Source organism: Pseudocolwellia sp. G5-9 (assembly GCF_055808995.1).
The window spans coordinates 3,805,162-3,830,153 of the sequence record NZ_CM147893.1; the positions used below are offsets into that span (position 1 = coordinate 3,805,162).

At 37.2% G+C, this 24,992-nt stretch carries 22 protein-coding genes and 3 riboswitches; of the genes, 12 read left to right on the forward strand and 10 right to left on the reverse strand.

Annotated features, from left to right (window positions below):
- Positions 1-6: 6 nt before the first annotated feature.
- Genes AC0L5Q_RS16510 through hisD form a run of 3 tightly spaced genes read right to left on the reverse strand, consistent with a single transcriptional unit; the run spans position 7 to position 3,017 of the window.
- Complete coding sequence (locus AC0L5Q_RS16510) at positions 7-717, reverse strand: alpha/beta fold hydrolase (protein ID WP_473611524.1); 711 nt, start codon at positions 715-717, stop codon at positions 7-9.
- Positions 718-731: 14 nt separating this feature from the next.
- Positions 732-1,739: a LacI family DNA-binding transcriptional regulator gene (locus AC0L5Q_RS16515; RefSeq protein WP_473611528.1), complete on the reverse strand. Its 1,008-nt coding sequence runs from the start codon at positions 1,737-1,739 to the stop codon at positions 732-734.
- 3 nt (positions 1,740-1,742) lie between these two features.
- Positions 1,743-3,017: a histidinol dehydrogenase gene (hisD, locus tag AC0L5Q_RS16520; protein WP_473611532.1), complete on the reverse strand. Its 1,275-nt coding sequence runs from the start codon at positions 3,015-3,017 to the stop codon at positions 1,743-1,745.
- Between the two features lie 120 nt (positions 3,018-3,137).
- Here hisD and AC0L5Q_RS16525 point away from each other — a divergent pair, with 120 nt between their 5' ends.
- From AC0L5Q_RS16525 to AC0L5Q_RS16540, 4 genes are all read left to right on the forward strand, one after another.
- Positions 3,138-3,878, forward strand: a complete 741-nt coding sequence (locus AC0L5Q_RS16525; protein WP_473611536.1) for an SDR family NAD(P)-dependent oxidoreductase — start codon at positions 3,138-3,140, stop codon at positions 3,876-3,878.
- Between the two features lie 65 nt (positions 3,879-3,943).
- On the forward strand, positions 3,944-4,942 hold the full coding sequence (locus tag AC0L5Q_RS16530; protein ID WP_473611540.1) for a cupin domain-containing protein: 999 nt from the start codon (positions 3,944-3,946) through the stop codon (positions 4,940-4,942).
- Positions 4,943-5,151: 209 nt separating this feature from the next.
- The gene (locus AC0L5Q_RS16535; RefSeq protein ID WP_473611544.1) at positions 5,152-5,466 is read left to right on the forward strand and encodes a DMT family transporter; all 315 of its coding nucleotides are present in this window, start codon (positions 5,152-5,154) and stop codon (positions 5,464-5,466) included.
- A 48-nt stretch (positions 5,467-5,514) separates the two neighbouring features.
- Entirely contained in the window at positions 5,515-5,922 is a 408-nt protein-coding gene (locus AC0L5Q_RS16540) for an ACT domain-containing protein (RefSeq protein WP_473611547.1), read from the forward strand.
- A 91-nt stretch (positions 5,923-6,013) separates the two neighbouring features.
- Here the strand turns inward: AC0L5Q_RS16540 and cydB are convergent, their stop codons facing one another.
- The 3 genes from cydB to AC0L5Q_RS16555 all read right to left on the reverse strand — a co-directional run bounded on the left by cydB (position 6,014) and on the right by AC0L5Q_RS16555 (position 9,056).
- On the reverse strand, positions 6,014-7,012 hold the full coding sequence (gene cydB, locus AC0L5Q_RS16545; protein ID WP_473611551.1) for a cytochrome d ubiquinol oxidase subunit II: 999 nt from the start codon (positions 7,010-7,012) through the stop codon (positions 6,014-6,016).
- The gene (locus tag AC0L5Q_RS16550) at positions 7,012-8,376 is read right to left on the reverse strand and encodes a cytochrome ubiquinol oxidase subunit I (protein ID WP_473611555.1); all 1,365 of its coding nucleotides are present in this window, start codon (positions 8,374-8,376) and stop codon (positions 7,012-7,014) included. Before AC0L5Q_RS16550 ends, cydB begins: the two co-directional genes overlap by 1 nt.
- 134 nt (positions 8,377-8,510) lie before the next feature.
- The gene (locus AC0L5Q_RS16555) at positions 8,511-9,056 is read right to left on the reverse strand and encodes a GbsR/MarR family transcriptional regulator (RefSeq protein ID WP_473611559.1); all 546 of its coding nucleotides are present in this window, start codon (positions 9,054-9,056) and stop codon (positions 8,511-8,513) included.
- Positions 9,057-9,470: 414 nt separating this feature from the next.
- Between AC0L5Q_RS16555 and AC0L5Q_RS16560 the strand changes: the two genes are divergently transcribed.
- The 4 genes from AC0L5Q_RS16560 (at position 9,471) to AC0L5Q_RS16575 (ending at position 16,844) form a co-directional block, all read left to right on the forward strand.
- Positions 9,471-11,993 carry a TonB-dependent receptor plug domain-containing protein gene (locus AC0L5Q_RS16560; RefSeq protein ID WP_473611563.1) on the forward strand — a complete coding sequence of 841 codons (2,523 nt, stop codon included), beginning with the start codon at positions 9,471-9,473 and terminating at the stop codon, positions 11,991-11,993.
- 338 nt (positions 11,994-12,331) lie between these two features.
- Positions 12,332-12,527, forward strand: a riboswitch (cobalamin riboswitch).
- Between the two features lie 135 nt (positions 12,528-12,662).
- On the forward strand, positions 12,663-13,223 hold the full coding sequence (gene cobU, locus AC0L5Q_RS16565; RefSeq protein ID WP_473611567.1) for a bifunctional adenosylcobinamide kinase/adenosylcobinamide-phosphate guanylyltransferase: 561 nt from the start codon (positions 12,663-12,665) through the stop codon (positions 13,221-13,223).
- Complete coding sequence (locus AC0L5Q_RS16570; protein WP_473611570.1) at positions 13,223-14,716, forward strand: cobyric acid synthase; 1,494 nt, start codon at positions 13,223-13,225, stop codon at positions 14,714-14,716. Before cobU ends, AC0L5Q_RS16570 begins: the two co-directional genes overlap by 1 nt.
- Before the next feature lie 55 nt (positions 14,717-14,771).
- A riboswitch (cobalamin riboswitch) is annotated at positions 14,772-14,900 on the forward strand.
- A gap of 54 nt (positions 14,901-14,954) precedes the next feature.
- On the forward strand, positions 14,955-16,844 hold the full coding sequence (locus AC0L5Q_RS16575) for a TonB-dependent receptor domain-containing protein (RefSeq protein ID WP_473611573.1): 1,890 nt from the start codon (positions 14,955-14,957) through the stop codon (positions 16,842-16,844).
- Positions 16,845-17,150: 306 nt separating this feature from the next.
- Here the strand turns inward: AC0L5Q_RS16575 and cobD are convergent, their stop codons facing one another.
- From cobD to AC0L5Q_RS16590, 3 genes are read right to left on the reverse strand one after another with little or no spacing between them, the layout of a single operon-like run.
- Positions 17,151-18,173, reverse strand: a complete 1,023-nt coding sequence (gene cobD / locus AC0L5Q_RS16580) for a threonine-phosphate decarboxylase CobD (protein ID WP_473611577.1) — start codon at positions 18,171-18,173, stop codon at positions 17,151-17,153.
- 26 nt (positions 18,174-18,199) lie between these two features.
- Positions 18,200-19,219, reverse strand: coding sequence for a cobalamin biosynthesis protein CobD/CbiB (locus AC0L5Q_RS16585; RefSeq protein ID WP_473611581.1), 1,020 nt, complete (start codon positions 19,217-19,219; stop codon positions 18,200-18,202).
- A 29-nt stretch (positions 19,220-19,248) separates the two neighbouring features.
- Complete coding sequence (locus AC0L5Q_RS16590; RefSeq protein ID WP_473611585.1) at positions 19,249-19,836, reverse strand: histidine phosphatase family protein; 588 nt, start codon at positions 19,834-19,836, stop codon at positions 19,249-19,251.
- Between the two features lie 129 nt (positions 19,837-19,965).
- Positions 19,966-20,351, forward strand: a riboswitch (cobalamin riboswitch).
- A 122-nt stretch (positions 20,352-20,473) separates the two neighbouring features.
- Here AC0L5Q_RS16590 and AC0L5Q_RS16595 point away from each other — a divergent pair.
- The 4 genes from AC0L5Q_RS16595 to cobO are packed head-to-tail and all read left to right on the forward strand — an operon-like array spanning position 20,474 to position 24,041.
- Entirely contained in the window at positions 20,474-21,070 is a 597-nt protein-coding gene (locus AC0L5Q_RS16595) for a hypothetical protein (RefSeq protein ID WP_473611588.1), read from the forward strand.
- 40 nt (positions 21,071-21,110) lie between these two features.
- The gene (locus AC0L5Q_RS16600; protein ID WP_473611592.1) at positions 21,111-22,472 is read left to right on the forward strand and encodes a cobyrinate a,c-diamide synthase; all 1,362 of its coding nucleotides are present in this window, start codon (positions 21,111-21,113) and stop codon (positions 22,470-22,472) included.
- Between the two features lie 53 nt (positions 22,473-22,525).
- Positions 22,526-23,410: a tetratricopeptide repeat protein gene (locus tag AC0L5Q_RS16605; protein ID WP_473611596.1), complete on the forward strand. Its 885-nt coding sequence runs from the start codon at positions 22,526-22,528 to the stop codon at positions 23,408-23,410.
- Positions 23,411-23,423: 13 nt separating this feature from the next.
- Positions 23,424-24,041, forward strand: coding sequence for a cob(I)yrinic acid a,c-diamide adenosyltransferase (gene cobO, locus AC0L5Q_RS16610; RefSeq protein WP_473611600.1), 618 nt, complete (start codon positions 23,424-23,426; stop codon positions 24,039-24,041).
- 17 nt (positions 24,042-24,058) lie between these two features.
- Here the strand turns inward: cobO and AC0L5Q_RS16615 are convergent, their stop codons facing one another.
- Positions 24,059-24,550, reverse strand: a complete 492-nt coding sequence (locus AC0L5Q_RS16615) for a DUF3592 domain-containing protein (RefSeq protein ID WP_473611604.1) — start codon at positions 24,548-24,550, stop codon at positions 24,059-24,061.
- Positions 24,551-24,992 lie beyond the last annotated feature (442 nt).

A 24,992-nucleotide genomic window follows, 5' to 3' on the forward strand; every position in this document is an offset into this window, starting at 1 on the left:
CTAATGTTACGCGTTATCGGGTGATAAATACCAAAGTGTTAATGCATGAGATACTTTTTCAGCTTGCTCTAAAGGTGAAAAGTGTGCGCATTCATCCAATAATAATAAGTCACTGTTGGGTAATGATTTATGCATATATTGTTGATGCTCTACGGCACATATTTTGTCTTGTTTACCGCTAATAATAAGTATGTCGGCATTAAGTTGCTCAAGCACATTAAGCGTATCAGGTCTGTCTTCTATTGCCATAGCTTGTGCAGCAAAGCATTTTTCACCAAGAGATAATGCCATATCAAGAATTAACTTCTGATGATTTTCGTTTTGCTTATAAAGGTAGTTAGGCATAAAGGTATTTTTAATTAATTCGGTTAACTGCCCGTCGGTTGCTTGTTTTATTTGTGCGGCGCGTCCGGCTTTTCGTTCAGGTAAGTCGGCATGGCAATTTGAATTAACTAAAGCAAGTTTAACAATAAGATGAGGATGCGTTTTAGCGACTTCTTCAGCGACAATACCGCCCATTGAAAAGCCAATAATAGCGCAGGGTTGATCATTTGTTGCTTTTATAACGAGAGCGGCCATTTCTGCGAGAGTGGCTTCTTGCGTAAATTGCACCACAGATACATGGTTGCAATGCTTTTTTAATTGATTAATTTGGTGGGTAAACATGGCACCTGTACATAAGGTGCCGGGTAAAATTAATATAGGTAAAGAATGCATCTAAAATAACCTAGTTAAGGTCGCTTTACAGAATTCCCTTTAATTAAGGTGCCCGTTAATACACGAGCTTCTGGCGGCGAATCAGAGTTTTTAATATGCTCTAATAACATGTCTACAGCTGCTTTTACCAATTGCTCTACCGGTTGTTTTATGGTGGTTACTTGGTAACTCTGCCAAAACGAAGAGGCGATGCCGTCAAACCCTACAACAGACATATCGTTTGGAATATGTATGTTGTGGTTTTCTCTTATTTCGTCAATTACACCTATGGCCATTGTATCATTACTACATACTACAGCATCGGGAGCAGGGTGCTTTTTCAACCACTTAGCAAGGCAATCTCTGCCCGACTGGTAGGTGTAATCGCCGTAAAGAACATGAACGTTTTTTTCACCCATTTTTTCTAGTAAATCAAGGGTGATCTCTCTACGTTCATTGGCTACATCAGAATCTGTTGGTCCTGAAAGCACTAAATAAGACTGAGGATTATTCAGCTTTAATTCAGCAAGCAGTTGTTTAATACCTTGTTCGTGATTACAGCAAACTGTATTGGTTGACGCATCAGGAACATTACGGTTATAGAGCACAACGGGTACTTTATGTTGCTCAAATTGGGCTAAGCGTTGGCTTTCAAAATGAGCAGCAAGTGCGATAACGCCATCTACTTGGAAGGTCCAGATTTGTTCAAATAAATCATCTACACCATCGGCATCATCTAAGGTAAATAATAAAACTCGCTTATTGCGAGCCGCAAGTTGCTTACTGACTTGCGAAAGTACTTCAGGATAGTTTTCGTTTGCACGTGATGAAACAATTACAGCAACCATGCCAGACTGTTTAGTAATTAACATTCTGGCGATAGCATTAGGTCGATAACCCATTTTATTTGCGGTTGTCATAACCTTTTCACGTGTTTTTTGCGAAACACTTAACCCTGGTCGAAACACGCGTGATACGGCTGATTGTGATACACCAGCCTCACGCGCGACATCATAAGAAGTTACTTTTTTATTTTTACTCAATGTTTATCCTTTATATCTTCTCAAGCGAATATCTGCTTGCTCCTTGTGGCCAGCAAACCCTTCAACAGCACAAAGTCTTGAACAATACTCGCCCACAACAACTGATGCTTCTTCTGTAGCGCTTTGAAATGTACAGGTTTTGATAAATTTACCTACCCATAATCCGCCAGTATAACGCGCCGCTTTACGAGTTGGAAGCGTATGGTTTGTACCAATACATTTGTCGCCGTAAGACACGTTAGTTTCAGGGCCCAAGAATAGTGCGCCAAAGTTACGCATGTTTTCTTTAAAGTAAGGAATATTCTCTGTCATTATTTGTACATGCTCAAAGGCTAAGTCGTTAGCAACTTCGATCATTTCTTCGTAGGTGTCACATACAATTACTTCACCGTGATCTTTCCATGCTGCACCTGCAACTTCTGCCGTAGGTAGAATAGTTAATTGTCTTTCTATTTCTGCCATTGTATCGCGTGCTAGTTTTTCACTGTTGGTTAGTAAAATAGCTGGTGATGTAGGACCATGTTCAGCTTGGCCTAGAAGATCGGCTGCACATAATTCACCATCTACACTTTCATCTGCAATAACTAATGTTTCAGTTGGACCAGCAAATAAATCGATACCCACACGACCAAATAATTGACGCTTAGCTTCAGCAACAAAAGCATTACCTGGGCCAACAATCATATCTACTGGTGCAATGGTTTCTGTACCAATAGCCATTGCAGCAATCGCTTGTACGCCACCAAAACAATAAATTTCGTCAGCGCCGGCTAAGTCCATTGCTACAACGATAGCTGGTGAAGGTCTTCCATCAAATGGAGGAGCTGCAGCAATAACACGCTTAACGCCTGCTACTTTTGCTGTTACTACACTCATATGAGCAGACGCTACGAGTGGATATTTACCACCTGGTACATAACAGCCTACGCTTTCCATAGGAATATGCTTGTGACCTAAAATAACGCCCGGTATTGTTTCTACTTCAACGTCTTTCATTGAGTCACGTTGAATTTGAGCAAAGTTACGTACTTGTGTTTGTGCCCATTTAATATCTTCAATTATGCTGTCATCGAGTTCGTCGTAACAGGCTTTGATTTCTTCTGCACTCAATCTGAATGACTTCGGATTCCATTTGTCGAAAGTCGCAGAATATTTTGCAACCGCTTTATCACCATCAGTTTCAATGTCTTCGATTATGTTTTCAACAGTGTTTTTAACTGATTGTAAATAATCCTTTTTTTCTTCTTCTTGCTTGCCTTTTTTAAGGTATTTAATCATTTCAATATCTCCGGTTTTATTGACGTATATTAAGGTTTACTTAATTATTTTACTTGAACTTAAGTAAATCCTACGTAATAATGACTTCGAATGCAATAAATGATTTCAGGAAGTAAAACGATGGGTTTTGATAAAAATTTGTTCACTAATAAAAAAATACTAATTGCAGGTGCAGGTAAAGGCATTGGTTTAGCTTGTGCGGCTATGGCGGCTGAATATGGCGCTGATGTTATTGCTGTAGCAAGAACAGAAAGTGATTTAGATAAACTTGTTGCACGCTACCCTGAAAGAGTCACTCCATGGGTAATGGATGTTACCAGTGAAGATTTTTATCAAAAATTACGTGAATTACCGACTTTAGATGGCCTAGTAAATAACGCGGGTATTAATCGTGTTGGTCCAATGGAAGAGCAAAGTAACGAGAATATAGATGCGGTTATCGACTTAAATATTCGTACCCTTTATAAAATATCTCAAGCGGCTATTACGCCTATGAAGCATTCTAAAGCAGCATCTATTGTAAATATGTCGTCACAAATGGGTTTTGTTGGCTCACAAGGGCGTACCTTGTATTGCATGAGTAAACACGCAGTTGAAGGCGTAACTAAAGCCATGGCTGTAGAATTAGCCGATCATAATATTCGTGTTAATACCGTGGCGCCCACTTTTGTTTTAACTCCCATGACTGAGCCTATGTTTGAAGACGAAGATTTTAAAAACTTTGTGTTTAATATGATCCCTCTAGGCCGTTTAGCCAAAGTAGAAGATATAGCCAATAGCTGTACATTTTTGTTAAGTGATTTAGCGTCAATGATCACTGGCACTAGCATTAAAGTCGATGGCGGCTGGACAGCACGTTAATCAATAAAACAACAGATGAACATTGTTCATTATATTATTCCACATTAAAAATTAGGATATAAAAGATGAAGTTAGCAGATAGATTAATTAGATATGATGACTTAAAACCTTGCACTAATGCTTTTATTGATACGCGTAGCCCAGGCAGTGACAAAAAAGAAAACTTTACTTTAATTGGCCCCGGTGTGGCTGAAAACCCAGACCAACATATACATATTTCAATACCACATGGCTTTAATATTGGTGGTGCACGCCAACCAGCAGGGTGTTTAAATTCGCAACATAGTCATTTAACCGAAGAAGTTTTTATTATTCATAACGGTACTTGGGCTTTCATGAGTGGTGTTAATGGCGACGACGGAAAAATAATACTCACTGAAGGCGATATTATTTCAATTCCTACTGATATTTTCCGTGGATTTGAAAACGTAGGTAACGATACCGCTTACTTATATGCTGTGTTAGGGAGTGATGATCCAGGACGCGTATTATGGGCACCACAAGTATTTGATTTAGCTAAAAAGTACGGTTTGGTATTACTTGAAGATGGCAGTTTAGTGGATACCACCTTAGGTGAAGAGATACCTACAGACAAAAAACCAATGCCTGTAACCTCAAATGCACAAATTGCCGAACACCGTATTGTTGGTAGCGAAGCGATGGAAAGTATCGTGCAGCGCAGAGACACGTTTGAGTGGGCTAAAAATTCGTGCCTTGCTCAATTCGACGGCGTTGAAGAAGTACCACTCGCGGGACCTGAAAACCCCGCAGAAGATTTACCAGCAAGTAAATTAAATTGGGAACATGGTTTTGCTATACGTGCCTTAAAGCTTGAAGCAAAAGCTGTTATTCCTGCGCATATTCGTTTTGAAGAAGAGGTTATTTTTGTTCATCAAGGTCAAGTTGATATTACGGTTGATGGCGAGACACTTTCTTTAGGAAAAGGCGATACCTTTACTACGCCAATAGGTTCAACACGTACGTTTGCACAAAAAGGTGATGTTGAATGTATTTTGTATGTTACCAGACGAAATAATCAGCCGAGTGCACCTAAGTTTGTATAGTTAAAGTTAAGTATAAAGCTTTTGAACTTAGTGAGCTTTATCCGCCTAACCTGATAATTGGGTTAGGCGTTTTTAATAAACTATCAGGCATAAATTATTGTAGTTTTAGAATATTGATATAAAATATAAGCGTATTAACATTGAAGTGAGGACGACCTCACCGCTCTATCTTTATTAGGGGACGACCCCAGAATTAAAGAGAATGTTATATGTCTTGGTTTATTCTGTTTGTTGCAGGACTTTTAGAAGCTGGTTGGTTATACGGTATTCAAAAATCCGAATCTTTCACAAACATTCCTTCTGTAATCTTTGCCGTTGTTTCAATGGTACTAAGCCTAGTATTATTCTCTATTTCTATTAAAGATATCCCTATTGCTCACGCTTATTTGGTGTGGTTAGCTGTGGGCGTTATATCTATTTCTATTATAAATCATTACTTTTTTGACCAGCAATTAAAGCTACAACATTTGCTTTGCTTTGGCTTGATTTTTATTGGGGTTGCAGGACTGAAAGTTTTAAAGTAATGATTAATATAATAATTAACCTAAATTTATTTAATGTGAGGGTATAAAATGTCTGGTGAAAAAAACTTAGCAAAACTTATTACTTCAATGACTCCTATCTTACTAAGCGATGAGTATATTTTTGGTATGCTTGAGCAGGTAGATTATCAACAATTGAGCGTATTAGAGCCTGTAGGAACTTTCCAAGAAAAGGAAGGCTTAACGGTTATGCTAACAAAAGAAAAAGCTGACCTGCACAACATTGCTTACGAAGGTGTTTTTAAATGTATAACACTGAACGTACATTCTAGCCTTGATGCTGTTGGCTTAACGGCTGCGGTTTCTACTAAGTTAACGCAAGCTAATATTAGCGCCAATGTAGTAGCGGCTTATTATCACGATCATATTTTTGTTGCAGCCAAAGATGCTGACAATGCGTTGGCTGCTTTACAAGAATTAGTGCTTGAAGGTGTTTGAGGTTAAATAATAGTTGTAGAAATAGTATGAGTCATATTGGTTAAGCAGAATAATTTAAAACCTCTCTTATTACTAAGAGAGGTTTTATCATTTAATGATACCTTAGCTCTTGCACCTTGCCCCAAAACACACGATATGAAAACGCGGTGTAGCTAAATATTACTGGTACAACAATAATGGCACCCCATAGTATAAAGCTTAATGATTCTGGTGCTGAAGCCGCTTCCCAAATCGTAATTTTGTTTGGCACTATGTAAGGAAAAAAGCTAAAACCTAAACCAATAAAACACAATACAAATATGATTGCGGCAGCCGTGAAGGGCTTCCAACAACCTTTATCGTTTTCTGCGGGAAGTTTTTTTAATTGTACAAAACTGTAAACAAACAAGCTAAAGCAGAGTATAGGCAGCGGTAACATGAAAACCATGCTAGATGATTCAAACCAACGGTCAAATACATTAGGATTAATTATTGGGTTGATTACTGATACAGCTAATATGCCAATAAAACAAATAAGACCTGACTTTTTAGCCCAAGCAACGGCTTGCACTTGTAAATCACCTTCGGTTTTCATTATTAACCAGCAAGCACCAATATAGCTGTAAGCAGCAGCAACACCTAAAGCACTGAGCAAGCTAAAGCTGTAGGCAGCAAATGTACTTTCAAAGCCCATTACATACATGCCTAACATGTAACCTTGGCTCATAGAAGCGAGAAGCGATCCCATTTTAAACACTTTGTTCCATGTGGGTTTATGGCTAAACGCTGCTTTAGCTCTAAAATCGAAAGCGACGCCACGCAGTACTAAACTAATCAGCAGCACCGCAGTGGGTAAGTACAGCTCTTTAAATATATAGCTATGAGCTGCAGGAAAAGCGATCAGCAATAAACCTATCGCTAAAACTAACCAAGTTTCGTTAGCATCCCAAAAAGGGCCGATAGAGGCGATCATGGTATCGCTGTTATCTTCTTGTTTTAGGGGAAGTAAAATACCCACGCCTAAATCGTAGCCGTCTAATATGGCGTAAAGAAGAATTGAAAATCCCATTAAAGCGACAAATATTATGGCGAGTGCGTTAGCTTCAAACATTATTTTATTCCTTCTATTGCTGAAGTGATAATGGGTTTTGTAATTTCATCATCGCTGATTTCTTCAATTTCAACCGCTCTACCTGCCATAGTGAAAATAGTATGTAAGTAAGCAATCATTAACACGGTATACAAGATTAAATATAAGATTAACGATAAACCTACATTTGCGGGAGCTATATCAGTAGCAGCATCTTTAACACTTAATATCCCTGTTACTAGCCAAGGTTGGCGTCCTACTTCAGTAACGTACCAGCCAGCTAATGTGGCTACCCAACCTGAAAATGTCATGAACAATAAGGTTTTTAACACCCAAGGTGATAGCTCCTTTTTACGCCAGAGTTGAATACGCCCAGTCCATGCAACAAATAACATCAGAAAGCCGAGGCCAACCATAATGCGGAAAGAGAAGAACACTGGCATAACAGGCGGATGGTTACCTTCAAACTCGTTTAAGCCCTTGATCTCACCATTTAAGTCATGAGTTAAAATCAGGCTAGCCATATTGGGAATGCCTATTTCAAAATGGTTAGTTTTTTCTACGGCATCAGGTAAGGCGAAAAGTAACAAGGGGGCGCCTTTTTCTGTATGCCAAATACCTTCCATTGCCGCTATTTTTTGTGGTTGATGTTCTAAAGTATTTAATCCGTGAAAATCCCCTACTAATGCCTGTGTTGGCGCTAAAATAGCTGCCACCGTTAAAGCTATTTTTAAGGTAAGTTTAGGTGCGCGTTTGTCGTCACCTTTTAATAAACGATACGCACTGATGCCCGCAATTAAAAATGCAGCCGTTAACCCTGAGGCAATCAGCATATGTGTAAATCGATATGGGAATGATGGATTAAAAATAATGGCCAACCAATCAATAGGAAAAGCAACTCCATCACGCATTTCGTAACCTTGCGGTGTATGCATCCAAGAGTTAAGCGCTAAAATCCAAAAGGCTGATAACGTAGTACCAAAAGCAACAATAAAGGTAGAAAGGGTATGAACTAATGGTGATACGCGATTAATACCAAATAGCATAATGCCTAGAAAACCAGCCTCTAAAAAGAAAGCGGTTAGCACTTCATAACCTAATAATGGACCTGCAATATTACCGACAGTTTCCATAAATTTTGGCCAGTTAGTACCAAACTGGAATGACATGGTAATGCCACTTACCACGCCAAGAGCGAAAGTTAGAGCAAATATTTTTACCCAAAAGCGATAGGCTCGCATCCAAACTGGATCATTCGTTTGGACAAATCGTACTTTGAAAAAAAGTAAGAACCAACTTAATGCGATAGTGATAACGGGAAATAGAATATGAAAACTGATATTAGTTGCAAATTGAATGCGAGATAAAATCAAAGTATCTAACATTTTTTACTCCATTAGCCCTATGCAGCTCGCTGTGGGCCGTTGTTAAAATATGTGTAAAAAGATCGCTATGGCTTTGTAGCCAATAGCGATAAGGGAGGTTAATCGGCTTGGTTGTGCTATAAAATTAAAACTTATTAATTGCTCTTAAGTAATTTATCTTTAATATCAATTACTTTACTTACGCCTGCGCCCAGCTTCATTAAAGTATTCAATTTTTCTGGACTCATACTTTGTAGTTCACTTGCCCAATGAGTAATAGTTTCAAGCAATTCATGTATTTCATGCATTTTTACTTGTGCATATTGCTCTTCTTTATTAGCGGGTTCGTTTAATAAATTATCGCGTAATAAAGATAAGGTTGGGTCAACTTCGCGTTTACGACGTTCTTCAAATACACGTATAGCCATTTCCCAAATAGAACCAGCAGGAGAGTAATACTCTTTGCGATCTTTTGGCTTATGCTGCACCTGAACTAATCGCCACGATTGCAGTTCTTTAATACCCATGCTGACATTGCCACGAGAAATATTTAACGCTTCAGAAATTTGTACTGCGCTTAAAGGTTCTTGGCTAATCACAAGCAAGCCATACATTTGACCAACAGTACGGTTAAACCCCCAGCGACTGCCCATTTCTCCACAGTGCATTACAAACGATTCTATTTTATCTGTCATTATCATGATATGTATTTTCTGAAGTTTCAGTATTTTCTGAAAGTTTAAACCTTTGTTGATTTAAATCAATATTTATTTGAATATTTTTTAATTTATTTGAAGGTGAGTTAAGGAATATGAGGTTAGTTTTAAAAGTGCTAGTACATAAGTCATTTAGACCCATCGAAGAAGCGCTTGAGCAAAATCACTTCTTCGTTAATCCTTTTTATAAGGAACAACCATTATTACAAAGCATTGCCTTGAATTGATATCGCTCAAGCGCTCTGAAATACGTATCTTGATTGGTAACGGGTATATGAGCTGCTGAAGAACTAAAACTTAGGTTATTTAGCTTAAGTCTTTTGCATCAAATTAAGGGAGTCGTTAGAATAGCGCCAATAAAAACATCCCTCAAAAAATTCTCAAACAAAGAGCACTCACATGAAAAAAAAATTCCATTTACATGCAATTTCGCTTGCATTAAGTAGTTCATTTGTCGGTTTACCTGCTTTAGCACAAACACCAGCGGTTGAAACTGAAGAAGAAGTTGAAACCATCGCTATATTAGGTTCAAGGGTTTCAACGCGCACAGCAACTGAGTCTACTTCTCCTATTGATATTATTACGGGCGAATCATTAACTAAAGGGGGTTTTAGTGAGTTAGGCCAAAGCTTACAAGCCAGTGCACCGTCGTTTAACTTTAGCCGTACACAAGTCTCTGATGGTTCTGATTTATTTAGACCTGCGACTTTACGTGGTCTTCAGCCTGATCAAACTTTAGTGTTGATCAATGGTAAGCGTCGTCATAACCAAGCCATTTTTGGTTTAAATGGTACAGTAGGTGCTGGTGCGGCTGGAACCGATATGAACTCTATTCCTATGACTGCTCTTAAAAATGTACAGATTTTACGTGATGGTGCCGCAGCTCAATATGGTTCAGATGCGATTGCTGGCGTTATTAATTTAGAATTAAAAAATAGTACAAATGAAACCACTGGCTTTGTTCAAGCGGGATCGACAGGTGAGGGCGATGGCGACACGGTATCATTTGGTTTAAATACAGGTTTTGATATTGGAACTGAAGGCGGATTTATTAACCTTTCTGCTGAATATCGTGATGCTGATGGTACTAACCGAGCGCAACGAGATACAGGCGGTAGTTCTACCACTCCTGCTGGTACATTATCTGACGATGTTCGTTGGATCCAAGGTAACTCTGCTTCTGAATTTGGATCCGTTTTTTATAATGCGATGATCCCACTGAATGATATAGAACTGTATGCCTTTGGTGGCTTTTCAAATCGTACCGCTTTAGGTAATGGTTTTTATCGTGACTTTGGTGATGCTGTTAAAAACGTACCTCAAGTGTATGCGGATGGATTCTTACCAAGAATAGACAACGAAGCTGAAGATCTTTCAACAGCGGTAGGTGTTCGCGGTGAAATGAATGACGATTGGAGCTATGACGTTTCAGCTACTTACGGTCAAAACGAATATGACTTCCATTCTGCAAATACGATTAATGCTTCTTACGCTGCTGAATACTTAAGCTTAAATCCTAGTGCAACTGATGCTGATATAGCCGCTAATGCTGGACCTACTTCAGGCTATTCAGGAGGCTTTAGGTACGATCAATTAACCCTTAATGCTGATATTACGGGCTTAATTGAAATAGGCTTAGCAGAACCACTTTATATCGCTTTTGGCGCGGAATACCGTGATGAAGATTATGCTATTGTTGCTGGTGAAGAAGCTTCGTATGCTTGTGGACTTGCGAACCAAGATGTAGCGTTTCCATCGGTAATTGATGATTCAGTTTTTGCAGAATGTGGCTTTCAAGCCTATCCAGGATTAAGACCTAACGCAGCAAGCGGTGCGGATAGACATAGTTATGCCTTTTATGTAGATACAGAAATACAGTTAATGGAAGATTGGAATTTGGGTGCAGCCCTTCGTTATGAAGACTTTTCAGATGCAGGTGATAAATTAATTGGTAAATTATCAACACGTTTTAACATCACTGAAAATTTTGCATTGCGTAGTGTTGTATCAACGGGGTTTAGAGCACCTTCACTTCAACAAAGTGCGTACACGGCTTATACTGCTAATTTAGGTGCTGATGGCGTATTGTTACCGTCGTTTACTGCAACAGCAGGTTCAGATTTTCCATCCGCTTTAGGTGTTGATAGCTTAGGTCTAGAAACCTCGAAAAACTATAGTTTAGGCGCTGTTATCACTTTATTTGATGACATATCTGTAACGATTGATGCTTATCGTGTAGAAATTGACGATAGAATTACATTAGGCAGTTTACTTAATGCTGACGACGTAGCGTTTAATCCAGCAGCGGTTACAGCATTAGAGGCTAGCGGAGCAGTACAGGCTAACTATTTTTCAAACTCGGTTAACTCTATAACAGAGGGTGTTGATGTGATTGTTTCATACAATACTGACTTACTTTCTGGTGACTTTGGGGTAACTTTTGCAGGTAACATTAACGAAACGGAAATTGACAGTGTTAATACCCAAAACGGTATTCCTGAATCGGTAGCGTTAGACAACTTACAACGTAGTTTTTTAACTAACGGACAACCTAAAAAACGTGCAACCTTAACCTTTGATTACGCGCAAGATGCTTGGACAACCGTTGTAAGAGCGAATTACTTCGGTGAAACGGATGTAACTTACTTTGGTAATGATCATATTAACTTAGGCAGTGGGTTTAAGCCAACGAGTACCGTTGAGTCAGCCGTGTTGATTGATGTGAATCTTGATTGTCAAATTAATGAGACCTTTACTGCTTCTATTGGTATTAACAATATATTTAATAAAACACCTGATGAGTTAGGGCAAGATGAAGTGCTTGATGCTATTACTAATGGTGCGTTTAAATATCCAGTTAGAGCTTTACCATACGGCTTTGATGGCATGACTTATTACGCACGTTTGAACTTTAGGTTTTAATAGTTTTAGTTTTTTAGCGAGTAATTGCTATGTAAAATAATGGTTAAACGCTCAAGCATATAATATATGTTTGAGCGTTTTTTTATTATTATTTTTACATTAATACCGTTTAAATTCTTAAAATAAATCAATGCAGTAAGAATATTGAGTATCTGTAGTAGGCATGCGAGTCAACATATCTTTATAGTCTTATGCCCTATAATACTGGCCTAGAATAAAATAAACCTTGCTATTTTTTTCTATAAACCGATAATCTCGTCCGTAATTATAGCCAAAACATTGCAATACACATATTGCAATGTTTTGGCTATATATCATGTATTTTTCATATTTATTTCATTCAATTTTATCATTAAGCTTTGGCTTAGAAAGAAGAAATAAAACTGGGAATGTGGTGAAAATCCACAACTGTACCCGCAACTGTAAACAGAGCGACATACATACTATTTAGTAATACCACTGAGTTAACTTACTTGGGAAGGTGTATGTTGAGATGCTGTAAGTCAGGATATCAGGTGAAAATACATGAATTTTAAGGTCGAGCGGGTCTACTCGAACAATTCATATTTTTATCTGTTTTACTGAACAGATGAATGTGTTCTGCTTCCCCTCTTGTACCTATGTTTAATGATCATTTTAACTTATTGATACATTTTATAAGGAGACAGTATGGGGCAAGTACATTTAATTTTAGGCGGTGCGCGATCGGGCAAAAGCTCGCTTGCAGAGCAGTGCGCCAAAAAAATAAACCTACCTGTTACCTATATAGCTACTGCTCAAGCACTTGATAAAGAGATGGAAAACCGTATTGTACTTCATCAGAAGGACAGACCCACACAATGGAAAACGGTAGAATCACCTCTCTTATTAGCTGCTACGATTGACTCTCTTATTGAACTTATAACAAGTAATACTTCAAATAAGGGCCAATGTATTCTAATTGATTGCCTTACCTTGTGGGTTACTAATTGTTTATGTAATCACGATTTAGCGTATTTCCAACACGAAAAACAGCAATTATTAGCCAGCTTAATTAACAGTCAAAAATATAAAAATCTGCATATTATTTTAGTCAGTAACGAAGTAGGACACGGTATCGTTCCTATGGGCGATTTATCACGTGAATTTGTAGATCAATCAGGCTGGCTACATCAAGCTATTGCTGAAATAGCCAATAAAGTCGACTTTGTTATGGCGGGCCTTCCTTTAACCTTAAAGGGAGATAAGTAATGAAAACCATCATGATACAAGGCACAACGTCTGACGCAGGTAAAAGTACGTTAGTGGCGGGTTTGTGTAGAGCTTTAGTAAATCAAGGAATTAAAGTTGCACCATTTAAGCCACAAAATATGGCGTTAAATAGTGCGGTAACTAAAGACGGTGGCGAAATTGGTCGTGCCCAAGCATTACAAGCAATAGCAGCCAAAGTAGAAGCGCGTATAGATTTTAACCCTATTTTATTAAAGCCCAATAGCGATACTGGCGCCCAAGTTATTGTTCACGGCAAAGCTATTTCTAATATGGAAGCGGGTAAGTACCACGACTATAAAAAAGTAGCCATGCAAGCTGTGCTTAAATCGCACCAACGCCTTGCTAACGAGTACGATGTATTAGTGGTAGAAGGCGCAGGCAGCCCCGCAGAAATTAATTTACGCGCTCATGATTTAGCCAATATGGGATACGCTGAAGCGGTAGACTGTCCCGTAATTATTGTGGCAGATATTGATAAAGGCGGTGTTTTTGCACATCTTGTAGGAACGCTTGAATTATTGTCTGAATCGGAACAAAACAGAGTTAAAGGTTTTATTATCAACCGTTTTAGAGGTGATATTAAACTGCTTGAGTCAGGCTTAACCTGGTTAGAAGAACGCACAGGTAAACCTGTTTTAGGTGTTATGCCTTACTTACATGATTTAGCGTTAGACGCTGAAGATGCCGTTGCATTAAACAATAAAGTTAGCCAAGCCAAAGTTAAGATATTTGTTCCGCTACTACCTCATATGAGTAATCATACCGACTTTGATCCGTTACGCTTACAGCCTAATATTGATCTGCAATACATAAAAATAGGGCAGTCGTTACAAGGTGCTGACTTGATCATTATTCCGGGCAGCAAAAACGTGACTTCAGATCTTCAATTTTTAAAAGAACAAGGTTGGCAGCAAGAAATTAATCAACATTTGCGTTACGGCGGTAAAGTGATGGGGATTTGTGGCGGCTTTCAAATGCTAGGGAAAACGATATTTGATCCCCTACATATAGAATCTCATGTTGAAGAAATAACAGGACTGGGCTTACTTGATTTTACGACCACACTGACTCAAGAAAAAACCTTAACGCAAGTATCTGCTGTGATGAAATTAAATGATGAATCTTGCACATTGCAAGGCTACGAGATCCATTGTGGTGTTTCGACTGGCGAAGCATTAAGTCATCCTCTTTTGCATATTATGCATAACGATAACGCTATCGCAGATGGCTGTATTTCTGAAGACAATCAGATTATAGCCACTTACCTACATGGATTTTTTGATTGCCCAGAACCTACCCAGAAAGTTTTAGACTGGTTAGGGATCACAACTTTAGATCAACCTGTTATTGATATTAACCAACACAGAGAAGTGCAATTAGAGCGCTTAGCCGATGTTTGTGTGGATCACTTAGCACTAGAAAAAATTCAAAAAATTATCGAAGAAGGTGTTAATACTCCAGCTATTTTATAGTTTTTACGTATAAATAAAACTTAACTCTTTACTCATAACACGACAGTACTTACTGCTTATTTAAGTAGTAAGTACTGTTTACCATAATAAATTTAAGGAAAGAGGATGAAAATTCCTCGCTGCCCCCGCAACGGTAAATACATAAAAAATGTATGAGCCCGACCGCTTAAATTTATTTAATAAAGTCGTGAAACACGGCTGCCAAATGATGCGGAGGGCATCATTAACGAGGTAAAACATGAAAGCACTACAAACACATAAAGTTAAACAAACAAACACATTTAAAAAATCAGTTCTTTTACTAGCAATTACAACGGCTATTTCTATGCCTGCTATGGCGGTAGATAAAACCGTAGCTGAAAAAGATTTAGATATTATTACGGTAACGGCATCGCGTACAGCGATGAATATTGATGACTCATTGGCATCTCAAATTGTAATTAATCGTGCTGATATTGATGAAGTTCAACCAAAATCTGTTTTAGACCTTTTATCTACGGTTGCTGGTATTGATTTTTCAACTTCGGGTGGTAGAGGTCAGGCTTCATCTGTGTATATGCGAGGTGCTAATTCTAGTCACACATTAATTCTACTAAACGGTGTTCGTATTAGTTCTGCAACCTTAGGGTCAACTAATATCAATGATCTAGCTCCTGAATTAATTGAACGTATTGAAATCGTTAAAGGTCCTCGTGCTGCTTTATGGGGGTCTGATGCTATTGGTGGTGTTATTCAAATATTCACTCGTAAACTTAATGATGGAGAGCACTTTGTTCGTGCAAGTTTAGGGAGCGAAGGTTACAAAATGTTGAATGCTGGCGTTGGCATCGAACATGGTGATGGCCATACAAGTATCAATATTGATCATGAAGAAAGTAATGGCTTTGATGCTAAAGATGATGCTGAAACGGATGATGATGGTTATAGTTTTGATTCTATCTCTATAAATGGTCAACAAAAGATTACTGACACATTGAGTGTTGATTGGTTGACACAAGTGGATCAAGGCGATACTGAATATGATAGTTCATTTGGTGGCAATGAAAGTGCAATAAGTAATTACGTTTGGAAAATTGGTGCGAATTATCAATGGGACCTTGGTGATATAAAAAATGATACTCAATTTAACATTGGTCAAAATAGAGTGTCAGATATAAGACATGGAAATGGTACAAGTAAAGATGACGGTTCGTCATTTGATTCTAGAAGGAAGCAATATTCAGTAATTAATAGCAGTTTACTTTCTGAAGAATGGCTATTGAATTTAGGCGCTGACTTTTATAGCGAAACATTGAAAGGTGATGCTGAGTTTCCTGTAGACGAACGAGATACAACGGGCGTTTTTGCACATGTAATGTATAGCAAAGACAAATTATCTTATGAATTAGCAACACGTTATGATGATGTAGAAGGGGTTAAATCAGAGGTAACTTATAACTCAAGTATTGGTTATCAAGTGCTAGATAATACTCAAGTGAGTTTATCTGTAGGTACAGGATTTAAAGCACCAACCTTTAATGATTTATATTATCCTCTTCAATTTGGTTTTGTAGGTAATACGGATCTGGTTTCTGAATCATCAAAGAGTTATGAATTAAGTATAAAAAGTTCATTTGATAATTTATCAACTACATTTAATCTCTATAAAACAGATATCGATAATTTAATCGAGTGGACAGGTAAAGATGCAGACAATAACACTACCCCTGTAAATATTAGTGCTGCTGAAATAAAAGGTGCAGAGCTTGGCGTTATTTATAAAGGTTTGGGTGGTCAACATCAGTTTAATGTAAGTTACATTAAGGCCGAAGATGCTTCTACAGGTGAACAATTGGGCCGTAGAGCAAAACAGCAAGCAAATTATAAGTTTAGTAAACAAATGGAAAATACGAACATTTATGCAGATGTTCAATACAAAGGTAAACGCTATGATTACCCTTTTTCTGGTGACGCTGTAGTATTAGATAGCTATTCTTTAGTTAATTTAGGTATTAAATACGCCATATCGGAAAGTGTAAAAGTTACAGCAAAAATTAATAATGCTTTTAATGTGCAATATCAAAACTCTATGACTTATTTTACTCAAGATCGCGTTGTATATTTTGGTGTTACTTATCAAAACTTTTAAGCTGTGAATAAACGGTAGCGTTAAATTAATATAAACAGCGCTCTAAAAACACAACCCCAAAAATATTCTTTTGGGGTTTTTCTTAGTTTATTTCAAATAAACGCTTTACAATCTAAATAAGAATGATTATCATTAAGTTGTTGGTTAGGGATGAGTCCACTACTACTTACTCTAACCGATATTGATAAGCCTGAGTTTATGTTACAGGACGCGTAAACTCAGGCTCTCCCTCTATTATGATGTAGAACTTTTATCTCCGGTTATTAGCTATTCCCCAATAGTTAATAACCTTTTTTTTATTCTTTTTTACTTTATTGAATGACACACATTAAAAAGTTTATCTAATTTATCTTCTGTTGTGATACCAAATCTTAATTTATCTTTTTCGTCGGTTAGGCGAACGTAAACAGCTTGTTGGCATAATAATTCATATATTTTTTCAGCGCTTTTAGTGTTATTAAAGGTTAGGGTCAAAAATAAATCGCTTCCTTTAATTTCGGCTATCACTTCGCTACCAAAGGCTTGCCATAATAGGGCTTCTTGCTTTTTTCGCAATATATGTAGCTGTTGTTTTTGCTGTTGATGCCAATCGGTATCTTTTAGTGCGTGTTGGGCTACAACCTGCGCTGGGCCATTCACTTGCCAAGGCCCTAAATGCTCGTTAAATATATCGCACCAATTTTTATTCGCCACTAAAAAGCCAATACGGATACCCGCTAAACCAAAAAATTTCCCAAAAGAGCGAAATACTAATGTATTGCTGTTTTCAACCTGCGAGCAAATAGAATGATCATCTGTTATTACATCCATAAAAGCTTCATCAACCACTAACAAACCATTAAGCTCTTGCATTAATGTTTGATATTGCATGATTATTTTACGTGTAAATAACTTACCTGTGGGATTATTTGGGTTAATAATAACCAGCACGCTGTTCAGGTAAATAGTATCTATTGGTGGTAACTCATCTAAATAAAAATGTAACTCGTAGCCAGATTTTCTCCATGCTTGAGCATGTTCTTTGTAGCCATATTTGGGTAGGTAAACATGTTGAGAAGTGCTATTTTTTAGCTGCCACAATTCAGGCAGTGCTTTTATTATGGCTTGGCTACCGTTGGTTACGGTTACGTGTTTGCATTGGTAATAATGTTTAGCCGCAGCTAATAACTCGTTATTACTTTGGGGTAAATTTTGCCATATGCTTAATGGAATATTTGGAATAGGGTAGCTGGTTGGTGCAATGCCAGTGGATAGATCAAGCCATTGTTCTGCAGGTATTTTATATTGGTTAGCTATTTGCTGAAGCTGTCCGCCGTGGATAAGCGCCATGAAAAGTTCTCACTCATATTTGAATATTATATGATGTTTAAAAGTAGGTTAACTGTTTGCCATAACAATACGATTAACGTGAGTATTATAGCGGCTCGCTTCACAATTAAGATACTTTTAGGAATATCTTCAACTGTTATATTTTCACCACAACCTAAAGTAACCGATTCAACTATTTTACCATTATATTGCGCTGTGCCACCTAGCTTTTTATTCATCACGGTTGCACCGGCTGCCATAACCCAGCCGCCATTATGGCTTTTGTATGTATTACCTTGTTTATAGGCGTTTGCTAATGCTGTAAGGAATGTATCTTGAATGGCATATAACAAGGTGCATATTTTTGCACTAATAAATCCTAATGCATCATCAAGCCGAGCACTGGCGAAACCAAAAGAGTTAAATTGTAATGTACGATAGCCCCACATTGCATCTAACGTATTGGCAAAACGATGAAAAATAACTAGCGGTGCACCGCCAATAATAAAATAAACTATCGATGCGATAACCGAGTCGTGGCCATTTTCTAACATAGACTCAACCGTTGCTCGCGACATTTCAGTAGGCGTTAGTTCAGCCGTTTCTCTACTAACGAGGTAACCAGTAAAGTACCTTGCTTGTACTAAATTATTTTCTTTTAGCGGTTGGTAAACCTGCATAGCATGTTGATACAAACTGTTTAGGCCAATGGCTAAATAAAGCACGATAGCGTCTAATAATATTTGCCAGTACCAAGTTAAATGATTGAGATATAAACAATAAAGTAACGGAATAGGTAGCACTAAAATAGCCCATGCGAGTGAGCCTAATAATGCCTTTTTTATATTGAAGCGTAATGGCTGTGTTTCGTCTGATTTTTTATCGGTTTGAAAGGTGTTTAAACGTTTTTCGATTTGTTGAGCAAGCCAACCAAAGCCCACTAAGTAATGATACTGACGAGCTTCGCCTAAGTACTTATCAAGTAATAAAGCTAAAATAATTGTTAATGTTAGCGTATAAAAAGGCAGTGTAGAAAACAACCATAAAGTAAGTTCGTTAAATGTCACTTTCTTTCCTTTTTATAGAGCAATTTAGCTTAGGTCGATGGCGTTAAATGAAAACTTGAGGTGTTATGCTCATAAGTTAGTTTGTTAATAGAACCATTTTTAAATAAGTCGTAGGCATTCATATTCGAATTATTACCAATATAACCATAAAAACAACGCAGAGCCTCACCATGAAAAATCACTAAAATATGAGCTGTTTTATATTCTATCGCTATTTTTTCAAGTGCTTTGTAAATACGTTCGCCACAAGTTACAGCGCTTTCTCCACCTTGAGGTGTTAGCTCAGTAAATTTCTGCAATAGCTCAACATAATTAGGATCTTTCGATAAGGTTGTTATTTGCTTACCTTGCCAATAGCCTAAATGCCTTTCGGTAAGGCTAGATTTTACTTGGGTGTTTACGCCAAGCGTTTGTTTACATATTTGAGCACTGTTTACGGCACGTCCTAAATTTGAAGAGAAAATAACTTCGATATTATGCTTAAGCACGTTTTGAGCTATTTGCTCTGATTGGGTTTTACCTAACTCGGTTAAGTTGCTATCAAGCTGTCCTTGAAAACGTTGTATTTTATTCCACTGAGTTTCGCCATGGCGAGCTAAATATAAAGTTGTAATCATAGAGCCGTACTTTTGCTAATTGCAGCGCAGCATAACTAAATCAGCAACAGTGTTCAATGCACAATATTAATAGTGTGCATCATTTACTTTGATATGGGTATATGTTGTATAAACAGCTTGCTTCAGGTACTATTTCAGTCAGATTTAGGTGTCGAAATTAATGCTTATAATTTAATGAATAAGTATTAATTAAGATGAAACGTGAAACTGGTGAAATACCAGTACTGCCCCCGCAACGGTAACTGTGAGCAGCAATAAAAACCACTGTGTTTATACCAATCGCAATAACCAATTGATCATTTATACTTGTTTAAATGGCCAATTACATCGTTATTTATTTAATAATTAGAACAACTAGTTATTAAAATAAATGCCTTGTATTTGACCATTTATTCTTCATATAAAATAGTTCAATTCATTAATGCGTTTGGTATTCTTCATTCAATGAAAGCATGGGAAGGTATTGCAAAGCGATGAACAGGAGTCCGGAGACCGGCCTAATTTATACTCGACAACTGCGGTGGGCGGCTTTTCAGAGACTAGTAAATTTGTATTAGCCTATAACGTTCTTATTTATAGTTTTCACTTCTTTTACTAACTTTGATTTCTCCACCGTTAACTATTTAACGGGATTGTTATGAAATTAACTGAAGTAAAATCACCCCTTTCTTTGTTCTTAAGCATATGTGGCTTATTAACTTTGTTAATGATCGCTACACGTGGTAATCATTTTTCTACTTTCAATAGCCTGCCAAGTGCTTCTACAGCTGTGTTCTTTTTAGCAGGTATGTACTTGCGTAAAGTGAAAGACTTTTGGTTTTTTTATATTTTATCTATCACTATTGATTTAGCGTCTTCATTTCATCGAGGACAATTTGGTGATTGTTTAACCGCGTCTTATCCTGCTCTAGCTTTTAGTTATGTTGCTATGTTTGCAGCGGGTTATTACGTGCGTCCTGATTGGTCACAACAAAATATGATAACCAATATTGTTAAAGTGAGTGTAGCGTTAATTATTGCTAGCTCTATTGCCTTTTTCATCTCTAATGGTAGTTATTATGCCTTCTCGGGGAAATTTCCAGATTTATCGTGGGCTGAATATGCAACACGAGTAAATAAATACTTTTTTAAATCAGTTTCTAATCCTGTGTTTTATGTTGCTACAGGAATAGTAATGCATTGGTGTATCAATCGTTTTTTCACTGAAAAAACAACAGCTCAACTTTCATCATAAATTGTTGCTTACATCAACTTATTAATAAAAGGCGTTTACTTTGGCATTTGAAAATACTCCTGATAATGTAAAGGGCACAGGCACTATGTGCCCAGCATTAATTGTTGCTGCTCCTTCATCAGGCACCGGAAAAACAACAATTACTGCTGCTATCGCTAGGTATCATCGTAATCAAGGTAAAAAGGTTACCGTATTTAAAGTAGGACCTGATTTTATTGATCCTATGATTTTACGCCAAGCCAGCGGCGAATTAGTGTATCAATTAGATTTGTGGTTAGTGGGTGAACAAGACTGTAAACAGTTGTTATATAAAGCTGCGCTTGAGTCAGATCTCATTTTGATTGAAGGGGTTATGGGGCTTTTTGATGGTACGCCAAGTAGTGCTGATTTAGCTGAGTATTTTAATATTCCGGTATTAGGTATTATCGACGCTTCTGCCATGGCGCAAACCTTTGCAGCGGTTGCTTTTGGATTAGCTAACTATCGTCCTAATTTGCCATTTTCAGGTGTTATAGCAAATAGAGTTAACACGCCTAGACATACCGAAATATTACAAAATTGCTTGCCTGACGATTTACGCTTTTACGGTCGAATGCCTAAAGATGCAACCATTACGTTACCTCAACGTCATTTGGGTTTAGTACAAGCACAAGAGTTGGCTGATATTGATGTACAACTTGATCAAGCTGCGTCTCATATTGCCGCTACAGGTTTAGCTGAACTTCCTGCCAGTATAGAGTTTTTTCCTTGTGAAGAGGTTGAACACGAGTATCAACATGAAGGTGTTTTAAAAGGCACTCGTATTATTATTGTAAAAGACAAAGCTTTTAGTTTTATTTATGCGGCTAATATCGCTTTTTTACAAGAAACAGGCGCTGAGTTAGTTTATTGTTCAGCACTTACCGATGCTGAGTTACCAGCAGGTGATGTGTTATATATTCCCGGTGGTTACCCAGAATTATATGCTGAGCAACTTGTTCAAAATACAAGCTTTATATCGAGCGTACGATCTTTTGCTAAAACCAATAAACCATTGATTGCAGAATGTGGTGGTATGTTGTATTTACTTGAGCAGCTAACTGATTTACAAGATAAAAAGTTTTCAATGGTTGGCTTGTTACCGGGTAATGCCATTATGCAAAAAAAGCTAGCGGCTATTGGTTCTCAGTGGGTTGAATTACCTTTAAAAGGAACTGAAACGTTAGAGAATAATGTAATGCGCGGCCACAGTTTTCATTACTCAAGTGCCGACATTTCGTTAGAGCCTATTAGTCAAACTAAGCATCACCCCAGTGAACGCTTAGGCGAGTTTGTTTATCAGCACGGTAATATTATAGCGTCGTACATGCATTGGTATTTTCAAAGTAATCCTGAATTAACGGTAAAACTTTTTACTAAGTAATGGCTGCAGGGTAGTATGGTCAAATAAATTAAAACAAACTTCAAGGAAGTTAGGTGACAGAAAATACAGGAATAAAAGCAGCTATGGCATTAAGAACCATAGGTTTCCGTCCAATAAAAATTCCCTTAAAAACGTTTGCGGTGGTTCTTGCTCTTATTGCTTTGTATTTCAGCTTTACAGAATATATGGACTATAAGCATCAAAAAGATAACTCTTTGGCTATTATTTTAGAACCTAAAATTAACGACATTTACTTTATTGATTTTAGGCTGATTAAAAAAGATTTACGACCCCATGAAAAATACAGAATTGCTAAGGTAGTGGATATAACGGGCGACATTGTTACGCTTATGTATGGCGGTTTTTATTATCAAAGTAAGCATGCGGTTATTAATGCAATTTACTATGGGCAATTAGGTTTTAAAAAATACTTTGAAACTCGACGTTACGATATATCACATAATGAAATTAAGAATATGTTTAGCAACGGGGCTATCTATTTAGCTAATAGACCTATTCAAAATCTGCTCTATGGTAACGTGGTTGGGCCCATGAAAGAAAATTATCGTTCTAGTGGTTTAATATACGGTAAAAAAGAAAATAATAAAGGCGTAGCTTTTTTAAATGATCGTTTTAATGAAACGGGTTTAGAAAGCGCTTTTAACTTTTTTCAACAATCAGCAGAATTAGGTTACGCAAAAGGGCAAGTTAACTTGGCTCAAATGTATATTAATGGGCAGTTTGTTAGTAAAGATTTTAACAAGGCGTTACATTGGTTAAAGCTCGCTTCTTTACAAAGTAGTAAAACCGCTATTTTAAAATACGGTATTGTATGTAAGCAGGTTAAAGAGTGTAACCTTGCCGATTTTTATCAAGAACTCACAAAATCAGGCGTAAACATCAAAGTAAGAAAACTCGACTTTGAACTTAGCCCCTAGAAAGAAGACAATTATGACAGAACAACGTAATACCTTAACCGATGAAGAAAAACATAAAGCTCGCCAACAAAAAATTAAAGCTAATGTAGATGAGCGTGTAGCAAAAGCCACCGAAGAACGCGGTGTTTTAGTGGTTATTACTGGTAATGGTAAAGGTAAAAGCACCTCAGGTTTCGGTACTATATTACGTGCCGTAGGACATGGTTTAAACACAGGTGTTGTGCAATTTATTAAAGGATCAAAATGGGAATGTGGCGAAATGAACATTCTTAAACAATTTCCAGTAGAGCATCATGTGATGGGAACCGGCTTTACTTGGGAAACTCAGAGTAAAGAGACCGATATCGCTGCGGCAAAAGTCGCGTGGGAAAAGAGTAAAGCAATGTTAAGTAACCCAAACATAGATATGGTGCTGCTTGATGAAATGACCTACATGGTGAAGTACGGATACATAGATTTAGATGACATTATTGAAACATTAAATAATCGCCCCATAATGCAACATGTATTAATTACCGGTAGAGCTTGTCATCGACGCTTACTTGAATTAGCCGACACAGTATCTGAAGTTCAACCCGTAAAACACGCCTTTAAATCCGGTGTTAAAGCGCAAAAAGGTTTAGATTGGTAACTCGCTTTTTATGTGATTTATAAGTATTCATGTAAATATAAATATAAGGGAAGAACCGCCAGAGCTAAAGTAATAGCCATACCGAAAAGTCCAGGTTTTACCAAGTAGCTCTTTTTCGGGTTTTTAGGGTTATAAAATACATTGACCGTGCCATCTTCATTCTTTTGAATATAACTTAATTGTTTCGTAAGCAATGATTTAGCATTGTGGGAGGCGACTATTATCCAAGGTGATACTCTTGTTCCTTGGTATTCCTTTTCACACACCTGATATGTATACAAAGAATCAACTTTATAATCTTGCTCTGATACAATTAACTCAGCGTCTCCCCATTTTTTGACAGAAGCATTTTGTAAAACACCTTTTGCAACGGGCCATTGCTTTATTAATACTTGCCGAACAAGAGAGTATAAGCAAATAACTAATGCGTAAATTACTACAAAAAATAGCACTCCTTGCTTATCTCCTTCAGTAGCAAGTTCCCACATGTTTATTGTATATTCAATCATATTTTTAATACCTATTTACCAATCGCAATAACCCATTTCTCATTTATATTCTTTTAAATGAGTTTAACAACTCAGCTGTATATGAAAAAGTTTTGTTAGATTCAATAAAGTTTGGTACTGCTCTAGCGTTATCCACATTCCTTACATTCATTTAGGAACTTTATAGGAATTAATAAAGCATCAGTATTTATAAACCAGACGTTCTGAACTTACATTTTAAATGGTTTGGATATAAATATATTTATTTTTTCACGGCATCAGCGCAGTCTTTATCTAACCCACAATATCTATATCTTAAGTCCTAAATAAATAATTTCTTTTATATCATGTTGATAAAATTATTTTTTTAACGTCTCAAATCATGATTTAGGACGACCTGCATGCTTTACATCGTTAATTTCCCACTTTAAAAATTCTAATGTAGCGTAATATTTTATTTAAG